This is a genomic window from Chromohalobacter moromii (assembly GCF_023091865.1).
GTDB lineage: Bacteria > Pseudomonadota > Gammaproteobacteria > Pseudomonadales > Halomonadaceae > Chromohalobacter > Chromohalobacter moromii.
The window spans coordinates 1-17,381 of record NZ_JAHXDI010000001.1 but is presented as its reverse complement, the minus strand read 5'-3'; the positions used below and the strand labels follow the sequence as shown (position 1 = coordinate 17,381).

General features: G+C 62.0%; 18 protein-coding genes. 6 read left to right on the top strand and 12 right to left on the bottom strand.

The features are described 5' to 3' along the window. Nucleotides 1-28: 28 nt before the first annotated feature. From KZO83_RS00090 to KZO83_RS00075, 4 genes are all read right to left on the bottom strand, one after another. The gene (locus tag KZO83_RS00090) at nucleotides 29-301 is read right to left on the bottom strand and encodes an oxidative damage protection protein (RefSeq protein WP_040239500.1); all 273 of its coding nucleotides are present in this window, start codon (nucleotides 299-301) and stop codon (nucleotides 29-31) included. Between the two features lie 42 nt (nucleotides 302-343). Beyond that, nucleotides 344-1,405 carry an A/G-specific adenine glycosylase gene (gene mutY / locus KZO83_RS00085; RefSeq protein WP_247619326.1) on the bottom strand — a complete coding sequence of 354 codons (1,062 nt, stop codon included), beginning with the start codon at nucleotides 1,403-1,405 and terminating at the stop codon, nucleotides 344-346. Between the two features lie 114 nt (nucleotides 1,406-1,519). Next, a complete protein-coding gene (locus KZO83_RS00080) occupies nucleotides 1,520-3,895 on the bottom strand; it encodes an AsmA family protein (protein WP_247619325.1) in 2,376 nt (791 codons plus the stop codon). Beyond that, nucleotides 3,892-4,347 (bottom strand): acetyl-CoA sensor PanZ family protein, encoded by a 456-nt coding sequence (locus KZO83_RS00075; protein WP_179000259.1) that lies wholly within the window; start codon nucleotides 4,345-4,347, stop codon nucleotides 3,892-3,894. Before KZO83_RS00075 ends, KZO83_RS00080 begins: the two co-directional genes overlap by 4 nt. Nucleotides 4,348-4,553: 206 nt before the next feature. Here KZO83_RS00075 and hisB point away from each other — a divergent pair, with 206 nt between their 5' ends. The 4 genes from hisB to hisF all read left to right on the top strand — a co-directional run bounded on the left by hisB (nucleotide 4,554) and on the right by hisF (nucleotide 7,406). Then, entirely contained in the window at nucleotides 4,554-5,147 is a 594-nt protein-coding gene (gene hisB / locus KZO83_RS00070; RefSeq protein ID WP_179000258.1) for an imidazoleglycerol-phosphate dehydratase HisB, read from the top strand. 28 nt (nucleotides 5,148-5,175) lie between these two features. After that, entirely contained in the window at nucleotides 5,176-5,817 is a 642-nt protein-coding gene (gene hisH, locus KZO83_RS00065; RefSeq protein WP_179000257.1) for an imidazole glycerol phosphate synthase subunit HisH, read from the top strand. A gap of 63 nt (nucleotides 5,818-5,880) precedes the next feature. Then, entirely contained in the window at nucleotides 5,881-6,630 is a 750-nt protein-coding gene (hisA, locus tag KZO83_RS00060; RefSeq protein ID WP_247619324.1) for a 1-(5-phosphoribosyl)-5-[(5-phosphoribosylamino)methylideneamino]imidazole-4-carboxamide isomerase, read from the top strand. A 2-nt stretch (nucleotides 6,631-6,632) separates the two neighbouring features. Beyond that, the gene (gene hisF / locus KZO83_RS00055; protein ID WP_247619323.1) at nucleotides 6,633-7,406 is read left to right on the top strand and encodes an imidazole glycerol phosphate synthase subunit HisF; all 774 of its coding nucleotides are present in this window, start codon (nucleotides 6,633-6,635) and stop codon (nucleotides 7,404-7,406) included. 8 nt (nucleotides 7,407-7,414) lie between these two features. Here the strand turns inward: hisF and KZO83_RS00050 are convergent, their stop codons facing one another. Further along, nucleotides 7,415-8,011 (bottom strand): YjaG family protein, encoded by a 597-nt coding sequence (locus KZO83_RS00050; RefSeq protein ID WP_247619322.1) that lies wholly within the window; start codon nucleotides 8,009-8,011, stop codon nucleotides 7,415-7,417. 23 nt (nucleotides 8,012-8,034) lie between these two features. Then, the gene (locus tag KZO83_RS00045; RefSeq protein WP_247619321.1) at nucleotides 8,035-8,331 is read right to left on the bottom strand and encodes an MGMT family protein; all 297 of its coding nucleotides are present in this window, start codon (nucleotides 8,329-8,331) and stop codon (nucleotides 8,035-8,037) included. A gap of 61 nt (nucleotides 8,332-8,392) precedes the next feature. Here KZO83_RS00045 and KZO83_RS00040 point away from each other — a divergent pair, with 61 nt between their 5' ends. Continuing rightward, nucleotides 8,393-9,100 carry a type 1 glutamine amidotransferase gene (locus tag KZO83_RS00040; RefSeq protein WP_247620157.1) on the top strand — a complete coding sequence of 236 codons (708 nt, stop codon included), beginning with the start codon at nucleotides 8,393-8,395 and terminating at the stop codon, nucleotides 9,098-9,100. A gap of 34 nt (nucleotides 9,101-9,134) precedes the next feature. On the opposite strand, the gene mnmH is transcribed toward KZO83_RS00040, so the two are convergent. From mnmH to KZO83_RS00015, 5 genes are all read right to left on the bottom strand, one after another. Further along, a complete protein-coding gene (gene mnmH, locus KZO83_RS00035; protein WP_247619320.1) occupies nucleotides 9,135-10,220 on the bottom strand; it encodes a tRNA 2-selenouridine(34) synthase MnmH in 1,086 nt (361 codons plus the stop codon). Further along, a complete protein-coding gene (gene selD, locus KZO83_RS00030) occupies nucleotides 10,217-11,254 on the bottom strand; it encodes a selenide, water dikinase SelD (RefSeq protein ID WP_179000250.1) in 1,038 nt (345 codons plus the stop codon). Before selD ends, mnmH begins: the two co-directional genes overlap by 4 nt. Before the next feature lie 54 nt (nucleotides 11,255-11,308). Then, a complete protein-coding gene (gene radA, locus KZO83_RS00025; protein ID WP_040239481.1) occupies nucleotides 11,309-12,685 on the bottom strand; it encodes a DNA repair protein RadA in 1,377 nt (458 codons plus the stop codon). 133 nt (nucleotides 12,686-12,818) lie between these two features. Then, complete coding sequence (locus KZO83_RS00020) at nucleotides 12,819-13,277, bottom strand: copper resistance protein NlpE N-terminal domain-containing protein (protein WP_179000248.1); 459 nt, start codon at nucleotides 13,275-13,277, stop codon at nucleotides 12,819-12,821. A gap of 102 nt (nucleotides 13,278-13,379) precedes the next feature. After that, nucleotides 13,380-14,477 carry an alkene reductase gene (locus tag KZO83_RS00015; protein ID WP_247619319.1) on the bottom strand — a complete coding sequence of 366 codons (1,098 nt, stop codon included), beginning with the start codon at nucleotides 14,475-14,477 and terminating at the stop codon, nucleotides 13,380-13,382. Between the two features lie 181 nt (nucleotides 14,478-14,658). Here KZO83_RS00015 and hisC point away from each other — a divergent pair, with 181 nt between their 5' ends. Further along, complete coding sequence (gene hisC, locus KZO83_RS00010; protein WP_075368010.1) at nucleotides 14,659-15,714, top strand: histidinol-phosphate transaminase; 1,056 nt, start codon at nucleotides 14,659-14,661, stop codon at nucleotides 15,712-15,714. Between the two features lie 73 nt (nucleotides 15,715-15,787). Here hisC and fliD read toward each other — a convergent pair whose 3' ends face one another. Continuing rightward, entirely contained in the window at nucleotides 15,788-17,122 is a 1,335-nt protein-coding gene (fliD, locus tag KZO83_RS00005; RefSeq protein ID WP_075368011.1) for a flagellar filament capping protein FliD, read from the bottom strand. Between the last annotated feature and the right edge of the window lie 259 nt (nucleotides 17,123-17,381).

Below are 17,381 nucleotides of genomic sequence, written 5' to 3'. Positions count from 1 at the left end.
CAAAAAGATGCTGACCACCGGGCCTGCTCTACTGGCTCGGGGGTACGTAGCCTTCGGCCTGGTCGGTATCCCGGTTGTCGAGAAAGCGCTCCATCTGTTCCATCAGATAGGTACGCGCTTCGGGGTCCAGCAGACTGAGATGCTTTTCGTTGATCAGACGGGTCTGTAGCGCCTGCCATTCGTCCCAGGCTTGCTTGGAAACCGTCTGTTGGATCTCCTGCCCCTTGGCACCGGGTAGCGGCGGAAACGGCAGGGCCTCGAGCTCCTGTTGGTATTTACGGCAAAAGACGGTCTGGCTCATGGCGCTTACTCCTAACGTATTGCGGTTCGTCATGACACAAAATCACGAAACATCTCGATTGAGTAGTGTCTTGACCGGCGCCGCCAATCCTACACTAGCGGGCGCCTTGGCGTCGTACCATAGCGCCCCGGTCTCGCCGATCTCTGAAGGCATCTCGTCCAGACGCGCCGGTGAGGGCGTGATCTGCAAACGAAAATGACTGAAGGTATGCGTGAACGCCTCGCCATCCGTCTCACGCTTTGCGTGGGGGAAGCGCTGATCGAGCCAGGCGCGTAACGCTTGCTCGTCATCGAACTGGGGCAGGCTCCACAGGCCGCCCCACAGGCCGCTGGCCGGGCGCTGCTGGAGGAAGATGCGTCCCAGTGGGTCACGCAACACCAGCATCAGTGTGGCGCGCTCAGGCAGGGCCTTGCGCGGTTTGGATTCAGGGAAGCGCGTTTCTTCGCTACGCGCATGCGCCACGCAGGCATCCTCGAAGGGGCATAGCAGGCATGCCGGCTTGCTTCGCGTACAAAGCGTCGCCCCCAGATCCATCATCGCCTGGGTATAGTCGGCTAGGCGCTCCTCCGGCGTGTAACGCTCCGCCAGCGCCCATAGCTCACGCTCCACGGCAGGACGGCCGGGCCAGCCTTCCACGGCGTGCAGGCGAGTCAGCACACGCTTGACGTTGCCATCGAGGATCGGCGCGCGCCGGCCGGTGCTGATGCTGATGATCGCACCAGCCGTGGAACGTCCGATGCCGGGCAGCGCGGAAAGCGCCTCGACGCTGTCCATCGGAAACTCGCCGCCATGTTCTTCCATCACCACCTGAGCTGCCTTGTGCAGATTACGCGCCCGTGCGTAATACCCCAGCCCCGTCCAGAGGTGCAGCACTTCGTCTTGCGGCGCTCGCGCCAGTGCGGCGACATCGGGAAAGCGTTCCATGAAACGCTGGTAGTAGGGAATCACCGTGGCGACCTGCGTCTGCTGTAGCATGATCTCCGACACCCAGATGCGGTAGGGCGTCTTGTCGAATTGCCAGGGCAGTGTCTTGCGACCGTGAACGTCGAACCATTCGAAGATCCGCCGACGAAAGGTGTCGGCGGTGAGCGGAATTTCCTGCATGGGCGTTATCGTCCAGCCGGCGGCGGCGCCGTCAGATCATGGGAATGAGGGGTCATGGACATGCTAAAAAAAGCGCCGACAGATGTCGGCGCAGGGACTGGCTTTGGGCTTTGCTCACTTGAATAGACCACGCAACTTGTCTCCAAGTTCCTTGGCGGAGCCTTCTCCCAACGTTTCGTCGATCTTGCGCGCGGTATCACTATCGAGCTCGTCTTCCAGCGCTTCGTCGAGCTTATCGCCGGCTTCGCGCTTGGCCTTGGCTTTAGCCAGCTCTCCCAGCGTGTCCTGGAAGGCCTCGCGATCGAAGCGGCACCATTCGCCCGGCTCTCCGCCGAGTTGCCCTTCACAACGCACTGGCAGGCTTACCTGCTGCAGGCGTGAGGTTACCCGGCAGGCACTCTGATCGGCAGTATCGATGAAGCGCGCCTTGAGATCGTAGTCGAAACGCTCAGTAGGAATGTTGAACATGCCCGCGCCGCTCATCTCGATACCCGGAATACGCACCTCGAGATCGTCGTTGCGCGCCACGCCATCGGTGATATCAAGGCTCGCCGACAGCGTGTCGAAAGGCGTGTCGTCGCTCCATTCGCGATCCGACTGGTTGCCGTCCAATATGGCAGCGGCGGTACATAGCTGACGCGAGACATTGACGTCGAGCATCGCGCCATCGTCGATGCGTAGCGAGGCCGTGCCATTGAGATGGCGCTTGAGCGATTCGAGCTGATTGGTCTGCGAGGTGACATCGCTTTCCAGGTTGAGCCGGCCACGCAAGGGCGATTCCGCGTCGTTGATATCTTTATACAGCGGTGCGATCTGCACACCGGAGAGCGACTGAGTCATGGCCAGGCGCAGAGGTGATTGACGTAGATCCAAGCTACCTTGGGCGTCGAACGTGCCATCGTAGAGCTTGGCCGACAGAGACTCCAGACGTTGACGCCCGTCGCTGCCCGTCACGCGCAGCGCTACGTCCTGGAGCGTCATGCCCTTGAGGATCACGTTATTCACGGCAAGCTTGCCATCCAGCGTCAAATTGGACAGCCACTCGGCGGGTAGCAAGCCGGCGCTTTCGGCGGCAGCATATGCCGACGAGACGCCCAGCGTTTCGACGACGCTCGCCGTACTTTCGTCCTCGCCATTGTCCGCTTCTTCGCCATTCTTCTCGGCGGGCGGCAGATAGGCGTCCAGGTCGAGACGTTCGCCCTGAAGATCGAAGCTCAACCACTGGCCATCGAAACCGGCGCCCAGCTCCCCGGTCAGCGTTTCACCATCGAGCAACAGGCTAAGATTCGAGAAGTTGATGCGCTGGAGATCGCCATGCACGGGGCTGTTCATGGCTAGTTCGCTCAACGCCTTGCCATCACCGGTCTCGGGTAGGGCATCGAACCGCTTGAGCCAGTCCCGCAGCGGCAGCGGCGCCAACTTGAGCTGTCCAGTATACTTCGGCGCCTCGAGCAACTCGGTAAAGCTTAGAGTCCCCGTCAGGTTCAGGCCGTCATCGCCACTCAAGGCGATATCACGCAACTGGGCGGTCTGGGCATCAAGGTCGGCTTCGCCATCGAAGCCTAGGCTCAACCCAAGCGGCTTGCCTTCCACCGCGGGATGATGAAAGCGTGTATCGAGCTTGGCGTCATCGACACGGTAATGCTGGGCTTGCGTCTCAGCCAACAAGTGGCCGACTTGCAGATTGAGGCCCTGCGCCTGATCGGAAAGCGCCGGCCACTGCGTGCTGGTTTCCAGGCCCACGTTGCTGAGTTCATAGCGGCCGTCGCGCAAGCCCAGGCGCACACGGCTCTTGAATTTCACCTGGCTGGTCAACTCAGGCGCCTGGCTGTCGAGGTCGAACGCCATTTGCAACGGAAAGGCGGCGTCGGGATTGACGTTGCTGCCCTCCATGCTGAGCTTGGAGAGCGTGAGATCCAGATCGCGCTGGGCGTCTTGGTAATGCACTCGACTGTCGCGTACCTGGACACTCGCGATATCCAGCGCCACGGGTAGGCTGTCGGGATTCTGGTTCAGCCCCGGCCCTGCCGATGCCGATGCCGGTGCCAAGGCCTCCTCGGCCTGGTCACCGCCGCGCTCCATACGATCGAGCAAGACTTCCCAATTGCCACGACCTTCGGCGTCACGTTCGAGATTGAGCCGCATTCCATCCAGCGTCAGCCCTTCCACGGCCACCTCACCGGAGAGCAGCGGCGCGAACGCCACGCTGACCTCGGCACGATCGAACGCCGCGAAGGCCGAGTCCTCTTGCGACTGCTCGGGCAACCAGGCCTCGGCCTGCTCGACACTGAAGCCCAGGCGTGGATAGAAGGACCAGGACAAGGGGCCGTCCAAGTTAAGTTCCAGCCCACTTTGATCGCGCACCGCCTCGACAAGCCGTGGCTTGAGGTCGTTGGGATCGAAGAACGTAGTGATATAGACCACGGCGCCGACCACGATCAAGGCCAACACCCCGACCACCGCCAGCAATGCTCTCAGCAGCGCTCTCATTGGCGCCCTCCCTGTGACGCTAATGGATGAAATTCATAGTACGTTCCGTCGGCGGCGGGATGATAGCCAAGCCGGGTCAACAACAGTTGATCTCCCATCATCAGCACTGTAGAGGGAACGCGCGGCGTACAACCCTCGCCTTGCGCGCGTTCGGCAATCAGCATCAATAACCGTGAGCCGACTCCGCGGTGCCGGGTTTCGGCACGTACGCAGAAATGTGACAACCACCATACGCGAGTTTCGCGACGCACGGCGACCGCTCCTAGTCGGCGCGCGTTGAATAATGCACAGCAGAACACGCCGCCCTGGGTGAAGTGATCGTCGATGAAACGCTCGACGGACGCGGGCAGACGCTCGGCGGGGGCATCACGGTAGATGCGCGCGAGATCCTGCGCCACTTGGGCATCCTTTTCCCATTCGGCGCGATCGATTTCCTGCAAGGTCACCGGCATGCCTGCTCTCCCTGGACGATCTCCCTGGCCCTGTCACGGGCCCTCGAGCATTGGTGGAGGGACGCGGGAATCGTCCCTGAACTCCCGGCATTGTAGCGGATGGCCGGGGCGATTCTCTATAATGACCGTTCCATGGCGCCGCGAGCCTTGCGCATCCACGCCTTCATCGCGCGCCCCGTTCACGTCCGAAGTGCTGGAGACCCCCTATGGCCGAGCGCGTCGCCACCGTGTCCCGCGACACCCACGAGACCCAGATTCAGGTCCGTATCAACCTCGACGGCGAGGGCCATTTCCAATCCGAAACGGGCGTCGCATTTCTCGATCACATGCTCGATCAGGTGGCGCGCCACGGACTGATCGACCTGGAGATCAATGCTCAAGGCGATTTGCACATCGACGACCATCATACCGTCGAGGATCTCGGCATCACCCTAGGGCAGGCCTTCGCCCAGGCCATCGGCGACAAGCGCGGCATCCGGCGTTACGGCCATGCCTACGTGCCGCTGGACGAGGCGCTCTCGCGTGTCGTGATAGACTTCTCGGGTCGCCCTGGCCTGAGTATGGATGTCGAGTTCACGCGCGCGAACATCGGCCGCTTCGACACGCAGCTGTTCTGGGAGTTCTTCCAGGGCTTCGTCAATCACGCCCAGGTAACGCTGCACATCGACAATCTCAAAGGCTTCAACGCCCACCATCAGGCGGAAACCATCTTCAAGGCCTTTGGCCGCGCACTGCGCATGGCGGTGGAACCCGATCCCCGCATGACCGGGCGGATGCCCTCTACCAAAGGTAGCCTGTGAGGCTCTCACGACGCGCTAAGGAGCGAGCATGACGATTGCGGTCATCGATTACGGCATGGGTAACCTTCACTCCGTCGCCAAGGCGCTGGAGCACGTCACGCATGAAAACGTGGTCATCACCGACGATTCGCGCAGCATCCGCGGCGCCAGCCGCCTGGTACTGCCCGGCCAAGGCGCGATTCGTGACTGCATGGGGGAATTGCAGCGCAACGATCTGCAGGGCCTTGTGCAAGAAGTACTACGTGCCCAGGCTAAGCCATTATTAGGCATCTGTGTCGGCCAACAGATGTTAATGGAAGAAAGCGAGGAAAACGGCGGTGTGGCGTGCCTGGGCTACCTACCGGGAAACGTGCGTCACTTCGGGCGCGATCTGCGCGACGCCCAGAACCAACGCCTGAAAGTGCCTCACATGGGCTGGAACCGAGTCACGCAGCACCACACGCACCCGCTCTGGGCGGGCATCGACGACGATGCACGCTTTTATTTCGTGCACAGTTACTACGTCGAGGCACAGGAAGACAGCGACATCTTCGGCACCACCGAATACGGCGGGCATTCCGCGCATGTCGCCACTGGCCGCGGCCCGGTCTTCGCCGTGCAGTTCCACCCTGAGAAAAGCGCGCGTGACGGGTTACGCTTGCTCGAAAATTTCGTCACCTGGACACCCTAAGCGTTCAGGCCGGACATGCCGCCCTTCGACGGCGGCACCACACGTATACCGAGAGGACACGTCATGCTGGTGATTCCCGCCATCGATCTCAAGGACGGCCAGTGCGTCCGCCTCAAGCAGGGGCGTATGGACGACTCGACCACCTACGGTGACGATCCGGTGGCCATGGCGGCGCGCTGGGTCGAGACCGGCGCCCGCCGGCTGCATCTGGTGGATCTCAACGGCGCCTTCGAAGGCCAGCCCGTGAACGCTGAGGCGGTGACCGCCATCGCCCGCGCCTACCCCGAGCTGCCAATCCAAATCGGCGGTGGCATTCGCACCGCTGCGACCATCGACGCTTATCTCGAGGCGGGCGTGTCTTACGTCATCATCGGCACCCAAGCCGTCAAAGACCCAGCTTTCGTCACCGAGATGTGCCGCACCTTTCCGGGCCGCGTCATCGTGGGGCTCGACGCCCGCGACGGTTATGTCGCCACCGATGGCTGGGCCGAGGTGTCGACACTCAAGGCCGTGGATCTGGCCAAGCGTTTCGCCGACGATGGTGTGACCTCGATCGTGTACACGGATATCGCCCGCGACGGCATGATGCAGGGCGTCAACATCGCGGCCACCGCCGAACTGGCGCGCGAGGGCGGCCTTCCGGTGATCGCCTCCGGTGGTGTCACCCATCTAGGCGACATCGAGGCCCTGCTCGAGGTAGAAAACGAAGGCATTCTCGGTGCCATCACCGGACGCGCCATCTACGAAGGCAAACTCGACGTCGCCGAGGCCCAGCGCCTGTGCGACGCCGCGCCAGCCACACGGAGAAGCTGATCATGGCACTCGCCAAGCGCATCATTCCCTGTCTCGATGTCGATGCCGGCCGCGTGGTCAAGGGCGTCAATTTCGTCGGCATCCGCGACGCTGGCGACCCGGTCGAGGTCGCCAAACGCTACAACCAGCAAGGCGCCGACGAGATCACCTTCCTCGATATCACCGCCAGCCACGAAGATCGCGGCACCACGGTGGAAATGGTCGAACGCATTGCCGGGGAGGTTTTCATTCCATTGACGGTGGGCGGTGGCATTCGTACCTGCGACGACATCCGCACCATGCTTAACGCCGGCGCCGACAAGGTGTCGATCAACACCGCCGCAGTGACCAACCCCGATTTCGTTCACGAAGCAGCCGAGCGTTTCGGGAGCCAGTGCATCGTCGTCGCCATCGACGCCAAGCGGGTCTCTGGCGAGGACGAGCCGCCGCGCTGGGAGATCTTCACCCATGGCGGACGCAAGCCTACCGGGCTCGATGCCGTGGAATGGGCGTGCAAGATGGTCGAGCTCGGTGCGGGAGAATTGCTGCTGACCAGCATGGACCGCGACGGCACCAAGTCCGGTTTCGATCTGGGAGTGACCCGCGCCATCGCCGATGCCGTCAGCGTCCCGATCATCGCCTCCGGCGGCGTCGGCCATCTCGATCACCTGGTCGCGGGCGTCAAGGAAGGCGGTGCGGATGCCGTGCTCGCCGCCAGTATCTTCCACTTCGGTGAGTACACCATCCCCGACGCCAAACGCTACATGGCCGAACACGGCATCGAGATGCGTTTATAGCGCGCCTCTTATCCTTCGGCACTGAGCCCCAGGTTACTGACCCCTTCGTTACGCCCCAAGCGTCGCAGCGACTTGAGCGCATCACGTGTCAGCGGCGCCTCGACGTGTTCGAGCACCGCTTCCTGGAAGCCGTGCTCGTCGTCCATCAACGGATGCTCACGCACACGGGCCGCCAGCCGCTCGGCGTCATCGTCCGCGCCGTCGGTCATCTCAATGTAGGCATGTACACCATCGCGTGATAGGCGGCTCACATCACGCGGCGATTCAGGCGCCTCGCTGCGCAAGGCATCAAGTAAGGCCGCCAAGGCCATGACCACTTCAACCGCCCGGCGCGCGCCGAAGCTGTCATCGGTTTCCGGTGGTTCTTGCTCGGCGAGTTTCTCGGCCTGCTTGTCGAAGTCTATTGCCGCATCTTTTACGGCCAGCGCTTCCCACGCCAGGTCGAGCACGTTGCGCAGCAACTTCGCGTCGCCGGCGCCGCTCATCTGAGCATACAGCGCGTAGTTGGGGCTCATACGCTCTATCAAGGCCGCCATGAAGGCCAGCCGAGCGCGCGCGGGCAATTGATCCAAACGAGCATGGAAGCCGTCGGCGGACGCTGTCATATCATTACTCCTAAGGGGAGGCGTCAGGGCCAGAGTATGTCGTGGAGAACGCGCCCGCGGGCATCGAACACCACGCCCTCGGCGCGCAGTTTTTCATGCTGGCGTACGGCGCCGGTATGCTCGGTCACACGCCGGCTGGCATTGATGACGCGGTGCCAGGGTAGCCCGTGGCCGCTAGGCAGGTGACGCATGGCACTACCCACCATGCGCGCCGTAGCGCCATCGGTCATATTCGCGATGCGCCCATACGTTGTCACTCGCCCATCGGGGATCTGGGCGACGATAGTATAAATCTGTTCAAGCACCTCGGCTCGCGGCATGCTAGCTCTCCTCGACACCCCACTTGCTGCGTTGGGGCGGCTTTATCATCATGGGCGCATCATGCATATCTACTTTCTTCAGCACGCGGATTACCTGGGCCCAGCGCGCTTCGCCGATTGGCTGACGGGCATGGGCCACAGCCATAATACCTGCCATTTATACGCGGACGAGGCACCGCCGCGTTTCGACAACTTCGATGCCTTGATCGTACTCGACGCCCCCTTCGGGCTCCACGAGGACGTGCCACCGACATGGCTCAAGCGCGAGCGCAAGTTGATCGCGCGGATGCTCAAGAGCGGCAAGCCGCTGCTCGGCGTCGGTGTCGGTGCGCAGTTGATTGCCGAGGCGCTGGGCGCCATCGTCTCCCGGGGTACCTATGCCGAGCGCGGCTGGCAGCCTATCACCTTGGCCGATGAGAGTCCCTTCGATCTGCCCGAGCGCTTCGAGGCATTCACGTGGCATCACGATGTCTTCGGCTTACCCGACGAGGCCTTGCCTCTGGGCGGCAGTACCGCCAGCCCATTGCAAGGCTTCGCGTGGGACGGCGGGCGCGTGGTGGCACTGCAATGTCACCTGGAGGCTACCGCCGCCTCGGTCAGCGCCCTTTACGATCACCTTGCGGCATTCGACGAGCGGCTCGCGGCCACCGACGGCCCTTACCTGCAATCCCGCGGGACGGTCATGGAGGAACCGCGACGTTTCGACCGCCTGGCCGCCTTGCTCGACCGCGTCATGCTCGACTGGCTGCGACATGCCCGCCGCCCTTAACCCGAAAGAGACAAGGCGCCAAACCGGTGAGCGATTAGCGTGCCAGCGACGCCGACCAGTCGCGCGCGAACGCCAAGCAACTCTCCCAGTCGCCGACATGCAGCGCCTCACGGGGAGACTGCTCGAGCTGATAACGATACATGGGATCGTAGTATTCGAGCATCAGCGGCGCGAGCCAGGCTTCGTGCGCCTGGGTATTGCCCCGCTGATGTTCGCGGAAGGCCAGTGCCTGCAAACGTTGCAAACGCTGGAAACGCGCACTGCCTAGGCGTTTACGCACGCGCTTGAGCGCACTGGAAAGCTGCTTGCGCATCAACGCCCAGCCCAGCCACTCGCCATAATGGCCACGATAGGTCTGCCACAGGGTCTCGATATAATCCTTGCGAATCTGCTCGAGCCGCCAGTCCAGCGGCATCTCCACGCGAATGCGCGGCGCTGTCTCCATGGTTCGCCAGAAGGGCAAGGGAATATCCAGCTGCCCGATCATGCGTGACTCATCCTCTACCACGCAGCCAAGCGGCATCCGTGATAGCGCCACGCCCAGCGCATGCTCGAAGTCAATTTGCGATGGCCCCCGCAAAGGATGCCGCCCGAACGCCGAGCCTTTGTGCCGGGCGTGCCCTTCGAGGTCGACCCCCGTGTCGAGACGTTGGATCAATTCGGTCTTGGCACTGCCGGTAAGGCCGGCCACGACCAGCGCAGGCCGCGTTGCCGCCGAGGCAATCTCGGCGCTCAGGCACTGACGCATGGCCTTCCAGCCGCCTTGAATACGCGGCAGTGTGATGCCCGCCTCCTGCAGCCACTGCTGCGCGATTTGCGAACGCAGCCCGCCCCGGAAACAATAGATCAGCGCCTGGGGATGACGCTCGGAAAACGCTTGCCACGCCGCCACACGACGCCGCTTGAGGGCGCCATCCACCAGTTGCGTGCCCAACTCGATGGCGGCGGCCTGACCAGCCTCCTTGTAGCGAATGCCCACCGCTTGGCGCTCGGCATCGTCCATCAACGGCAGGTTGACGGCGCCCGGCAAGGCGCCCTGGTCGAACTCTACCGGGGCACGCACATCGATCAGCGGGCGCTCGAGCAGCGCCAGACCGGGCGCGATTTGCGGTAGGCTCACCCACGCACCTCGATCACACCGGTGCCACTCGCGGGGCGCATCTCACCGAAGGCTTCCAGCGTGAGGCCGTGTTGGCGTCCAATGCGCTCGACGTCATCCGCCCAGGCCGGGTCGACGCTCAGCAGCAGACCGCCCGAGGTCTGGGGATCGCACAGCCATTGCCAATGCGCCGCGTCCATATCGGGCAAGGCTTCACCCAGGGCCTGACGGTTGCGCTGCGTGCCGCCGGGCACCGCCCCGCGCCGCCGATACGCCTCGGCCTCGGCGAGTCTGGGCAGCTTGGCGAAGTCGATCCGCGCTTTGAGGCCGCTTGCCTGGCAGACTTCGCTGAGGTGCCCGGCCAAGCCAAAACCGGTGACATCGGTCATGGCATGCACGCCCTGAACCTTGGCCATCTCGATCCCGATGCGGTTGGCCTTCAGCATCGTACGGCGCGCCAGCCCCTGGTGACCGGACTCCAGCCAGCCATGCTTTTCCGCCGTGGTCAGAAGCCCCACCCCCAGCGGCTTGGTGAGATACAGCAAGTCGCCCGCCTTGGCGTTGCTGTTGAGCTTGAGATGCTCGAGATCGACCAGGCCATTCACCGCTAGGCCGAAGATCGGTTCGGGGGCATCGATGGAATGCCCGCCGGCCAGGGCCAGGCCCAGCTCGCGGCAGATCGACTGCGCGCCGCTGACCACATCACCGGCGATTTCCGGCGACAAGGTATCGATCGGCCATCCCAGGATGCCCAATGCCATGATCGGCGTACCGCCCATGGCATAGACATCGCTGATGGCATTGATGGCGGCGATGCGCCCGAAGTCGAAGGGGTCGTCGACGATGGGCATGAAGAAGTCAGTCGTCGAGATAAGGCCGCGACCGTCGCCGAGGTCATAGACGGCGGCGTCTTCGCGGCCCTGGTTACCCACGATCAAGCGCTTGTCGGTGGCACCGGGGCCCGCCTTGGACAGAATGCTGTCCAGCACGTCGGGGGCGATCTTGCAGCCACAACCGGCGCCGTGGCTGTATTGCGTCAGGCGAATGGCACTCATTGGGCACTCCTTGGCAATCGTTCACTCTATTCTACATGACCGACGCGCCAGCGTTTACAGGGCTTCCAGGGCATCGCCGAGTTTATCGACGGCGATCACTTCCATGCCCTCGGGCGCCTGTCGAGGGGCGTTGGCACGCGGCACGATGGCACGCGTGAAGCCGTGTTTGGCGGCCTCGACGATACGCTCTTGGCCACTGGGAACGGGGCGAATCTCGCCCGACAGCCCCACTTCGCCGAAGGCCACCAGCTCACGTGGCAAGTTGCGGTTCTGCAGACTGGAGACGACCGCAAGCAACACGGCCAGGTCGGCGCTGGTCTCAAGTACCTTGACGCCGCCGACTACATTGAGGAAGACGTCTTGATCGCCGGTAAACAAGCCACCGTGCTTGTGCAGCACGGCCAGCAGCATCGCCAGACGATTCTGATCGAGCCCCACGGCGACGCGCCGGGGGTTGCCCAGAGCCGAATCGTCCAGCAGCGCCTGGACCTCGACGAGAATCGGCCGCGTACCTTCCCAGACCACCATCACCAGGCTGCCGGGCGCTTGTTCTTCGGCGCGCGACAGGAAGATGGCGCTGGGGTTCTTGACCTCCTTGAGACCGTGCTCGAGCATCGCGAACACGCCCAGCTCGTTGACCGCGCCGAAACGGTTCTTCTGCCCACGTAGGGTGCGGAATCGCGAGTCCGCGCCGCCCTCGAGCAGCAACGACGCATCGATCATGTGCTCGAGCACCTTGGGGCCGGCCAACGTGCCATCCTTGGTGACGTGCCCGACCAGCATCAGCACGGTGTTCGACTGCTTGGCGAAACGCGTCAACGCCGCCGAGGATTCGCGCACCTGGGCCACGCCACCCGGCGCCGAGCTAATGTCCTCCAGGTGCATGGTCTGGATCGAATCGATGATCAGCACGGCAGGCTTTTCACGCTCGGCAACCGCAAGTACCGTTTCGATGCTGGTCTCGGCCAGCATGTTGAGCCCCTTGACCGGCAGTTGCAGCCGATGCGCGCGCATCGCTACCTGGGAGAGCGACTCCTCGCCGGTGACGTACACCACCTTGTGCGACTGGGCCAGCTTACAAGCGGTCTGCAGCAGCAACGTCGACTTGCCGGCACCGGGGTTGCCCCCCAACAGCACCGCCGAGCCCGGTACGAGGCCACCGCCCAGCACGCGGTCGAACTCGCCGAAGGAGGACGAGAAACGCGGCACTTCGGTGAGGTCGACCTCGCCCAGATCGACCACATCGCGCGAGACCAATCCCGCATAACCGCTCCGCCCCGTCGTCGATGGCGATTGCGCATGCGGCCGAGCGCTGCCCAGGCGCACTTCGCTGAGCGTATTCCACTCGCGGCAGCTCGAGCACTGCCCTTGCCATTTATTGTATTCGGCACCGCATTCGGTGCACACGAAGGCGCTTTTCGCCTTGGCCATGTCGTCGCTCCTTGCCGATCACAGGCATTCTATCATCGCGCCCCGCTTCGCCTCGTCCGAGTATGCCCCACGCAAGGGCCGGACATGAAAAAGGCGGCCCGTAGGCCGCCTTTTCGGTGATACGAGAACGCGATTACTGCTGGCGTTGCAGACGCAGCGTCTCACCGTTCTCGAAACGACGCAGTTGCGGGTCGATCAACTCCAGCGTGTTGGCGTCGAGCTTCTGGAAGTAGTAGATCTGCCCTTCACCATTGGGCGTGAGCTCATAGACGGTCGCTTCGGGATCTTTCGCGGTGCCATCAATGACGTCCCACTGGCCGTTGTATTCTTCGGCCGGCGGATTTTCCGGATGATTGCGATATTCGGCTTGCAACTCAAAGGTGCGCTCATCCGCAGTCGCGTCCTCATCACCCATCAGTTGCACTTCAAGATCGATACCGTCGCAGCTGCGGCATGGCAAGGTGCCGCTGTAGACGGTCGGCTGTTCGGCTTGCTCCGACGCACCAGGCTGGCCTTGCTGTGAGGTGCCCGTGGCACAACCGGCAAGTACGGCAAGCATGGCGGAACCGGCGAGCAACGTCCTGATCTGCATGATAGTCCTCCTAACCAATGGGTCCTGGGCCGCTCCCGCGGCCCCGTGGGTGACAGCATAGCGTCATGTGACGCTATCGGACACCCTTTGCAGACTTAGACCTCATGATAATGTCGGATAGTCCGTGTAACCCTCGGCGCCGCCGCCGTAGAACGTTGCCGGGTCGGGCTCATTGAGCGTGCTCTCGCGACGAAAGCGTTCGACGAGATCAGGGTTGGCGATATACGGACGCCCGAAGGCTGCGCCATCGCCCAGGCCATCGCGAATCAACGCCTCGGTGCGCTCAGCGGTGTAGTGCCCGCAGTAGATCAGCGTTCCCGGGAAGCGCTTGCGCAACTCGCGGCGGAAGTTGTCGGTCAGCTGCGGCCCTTCGCCGGTCCAATCGGGCTCGTTGACATGCAAGTAGGCAATGCCGCGACGCGTCAATTGCTCGGCCAGATAGAAGGCCATTGCCTCCGATTCGTCGTCGCTCAAGCCGAAGATCTCGATGAACGGCGAGATACGAATCCCGACGCGATCGGCGCCCATGACCTCGCTGACGGCATCGACGACTTCCAGAACCAGGCGCGCCCGGTTGACCAGGTTTCCGCCATAGCGGTCAGTACGCTTATTCGAGCCCGTCGCCATGAACTGTTGCAGCAAGTATGCATTGGCGGCGTGCACTTCGACCATGTCAAACCCAGCACGCTTGGCGCGTTTGGCGGCTTGGCGATAGTCGTCGATCAGCGCGGGGATTTCGTCGGTTTCCAGGGCCCGTGGGGTACTGGTCGGGTGCTGGCCCGAGCTGCCATCCTCGAACTCGAGGAAGCAGTTGGCGCCTTCGGCTCGTAGCGCGCTCGGCGCCACCGGTGGTTGGCCGCCCGGCTGGATCTTGTGATGCGAGATACGACCCACGTGCCATAGCTGTAAGGCGATTCGCCCACCGGCACGATGTACGCTATCCACGACGCCACGCCAACCGGCTTCCTGTTCATCGGTATAAATACCCGGCGTATAGACATAGCCACGCGCAGTGGGAGAAATGTTCGTTGCCTCGCTGAATATCAAGCCGGCATCAGCGCGCTGCGCATAATAGGTTTGCTGCAGCGCCTTGGGCACCATATCCGGCGTGCGAGCGCGAGTCAGCGGTGCCATCAGCACTCGATTGGGGAGCGTCAGCTTGCCCATGGTGAGCGGTGAAAGCAGCGAATCGTAAGCCATGTCGCCTCCTGTAGAACTCTTGGTAATCATCACGATGTCCAATAGATGAGGTCGTTAGTAAACTAATCAAGGGCATGCCTGTATTCTCTGTCGTCGACATACGAGACGCGGCGCAACTTGCGCGCGTCCGGGCGTCGCGTCACCATGGACACCTACCTCATCACTGCCTGTGCGAGCGTTCATGAGCAAGTTCTGGAGTCCCGCCGTGCGTGAGCTCACTCCTTATGTGCCGGGAGAGCAACCGCGCGAACGTCTGATCAAGTTGAACACCAACGAGAATCCTTATCCGCCCGCGCCTGGCGTCGAGCAAGCGCTACGCGATTTCCCGGCCAGTCATCTGCGTCTCTACCCGGACCCTAGTGCCACTGCGCTTCGTGAGGCACTCGCCGAGGAATACGGCGTCGCAACAGAGCAGGTATTCGTTGGCAATGGATCCGACGAAGTGCTGGCATTGGCTTTCCAGGCGTTCTTTCGCCAGCCACGTCCGCTTCTAATGCCGGCGATTTCCTATAGCTTCTATCCGGTCTATTGCAAGCTCTACGACGTGACCTACCGTAGCGTGGCTCTGGACGACCAGTGGTGCGTGCCGCTGACGGCCTTCGATACCGACAATGGCGGTATCGTCTTCGCCAATCCCAACGCGCCGACCGGCCACGGGCACTCGCGTGAGGCGATCGCTGCTTTGCTGGAGCGTAATACCGAGAGCGTGGTACTGGTCGATGAAGCCTACGTGGACTTCGGCGGTGAAAGCACGATCCCTCTGGTCTCGCGCTTTCCCAACCTGCTGGTGACGGGGACTTTCTCCAAATCAAGAAGCCTGGCTGGATTGCGCCTGGGCTTTGCGATCGGCTCGCGAGAACTGATCGAGGGGCTGGAGCGCGTCAAGGACTCCTTCAATTCCTTCCCTATCGATAGCATCACCATCGAGGCGGGCATCGCCGCACTGCGGGATCGTGCCTACTTCGATGCTTGCCGCGAACGCGTCATCACAACGCGCGAGTGGACGCGGCGCCAACTCGAAACGCTCGGCTTCGAGGTATTGCCTTCGCAGACCAATTTCCTGTTCGTGCGGCACGATGCCTATCAGGGACGCATGCTCTTCGATGCCTTGCGAGAACGGGGCATTCTGGTGCGTCATTTCGACAAGGAAGCACTGAGCGACTTCCTGCGCATTAGCATCGGCACGGATGATGAAATGACGAGCCTCGTGGAAGCGCTCCAAGCTGTGTGCCGCTAGCGAGGCGTGCCACACAGCAAGGCGCCCGCACTGAGGCGGGCGCTGTATTGGCATGGGATACGAAGCCGCTTGATTAACCCAATGCGGACAACTGCTGGGTGAGATAACTGCTGGTCTGATTCATCTCGGCCACCATGCTGTCGAGTTCCTGGAACTGGGTGCGATAGCGGTCCACTGTGGTTGCTATGCTGTCTTCCATCGAAGCATAGCGCTCGTCGAGACGGTCCATCTGGTTCTCGGCGCCGGTCACGGCGCCCTCCACCATGCCGTCTTCACCTAGCATGGTATCCAGCTCTTCTTCGACCTTACCGGCAATTCCCTGGCTATCTTCAGTACCCGTGAACAGCGTCTGGACTGCGCCGGGCTGGGTCGAGAGCGCCTCGTCGAATTGTTCCTCGTCGATTTCCAGCTCGCCATCGACGTTCATCGAAATACCGGCATCTTCCAGCGTTTGCAGACCATCTCCATCGACGCTTTCGGTCATCGTACTCCGCAGACGAGACTCCGCCATGCGCGTCGTGCTGTCACCGAGCAAGTCGCCGGCTTGCGTCTCGCCATCTTCGGAGCTGAAACTGGTGAGGTCGGCAGTGGTCGATTTCATATCGTTGTAACTGTCGACGAAGCCTGTGATGGCGCCGCGGATCGACTCGTCGTCTCGCGCCACCGTCACCGTGGACTCACCGGTGTCGGTCAGACTCAGCGTCGTACCCTGGATCGCTTCTTCAACCTGATTGCTGGCGCTAGTGATCTCGATGCCGTTGACGTTCAACTTGGCATCTTGGCCCTGGATCTCGGTGGCATCATCCGGTGCCAAGCCGTCAAGGCCTGTGAACGAGACGCTATCGATTGCTGCCTGCTCACCTGTCTCCTTGGATGCCAGGGCCAAGCGATGTTGATTGCCATCAAACACAATCGAGGCGGAAACCCCGGAATCACTCTCATTGACCGCATCGCGCACATCACTCAACGTGCTATCTGCTTCCACCGTGATGCTACTTGTTGGCGTTCCATCGCCCAATGTGACATCGATACTCGCCTCCGTCCCGGCATTGAGAACGGCTTCCTCATCAACGCCTTGGGTGGCGATGCTGGATGCGGTGGCCAAACGCTCGACATCAACGTTGTAACGCCCCGGCGGCGCATCGGGCGTGGCGGCCGCTTCCACGCTATCGCCTTCAACGTTGCTAGTCACACTATTGAAAAGCTCGGGATCAGTGAGGTCGCTGGCTGAAGACTGCACTTTCGACAAGGCACTCTTCAACTGGCCATAAGCCGATATTTTCGTTTCTTGCTCGGCCTGCTGCTGCTGGATAGGCACGAGTTTTTCTCGCTCGGCCTCTTGAAGTTGATCAAGCAGCCCGCTGAGATCAAGGCCGGAGCCAACGCCCAATGACGAGATGGAAGCCATACCGCCTCTTCCCCTTTTAGATGCGTTTCATCGCAAGCTTACGTCTGCTGATGTCTGTGTCCCACCCTAGCAAACCTCTAGCATATTAGGGAGAGAGAATAGCGACAAAAACTCCCATCACCCCTGGCATTCAAATGCCTCAAGTTTTCGCCCTGGCGGCCGATATTACAGCGTTAGCTCAGACTGTTTTCATCCACCCAAACGACAAAACCCCCGCTTCGTCTGAAGCGGGGGTTTTAGAAGAAATGCCTGACGATGA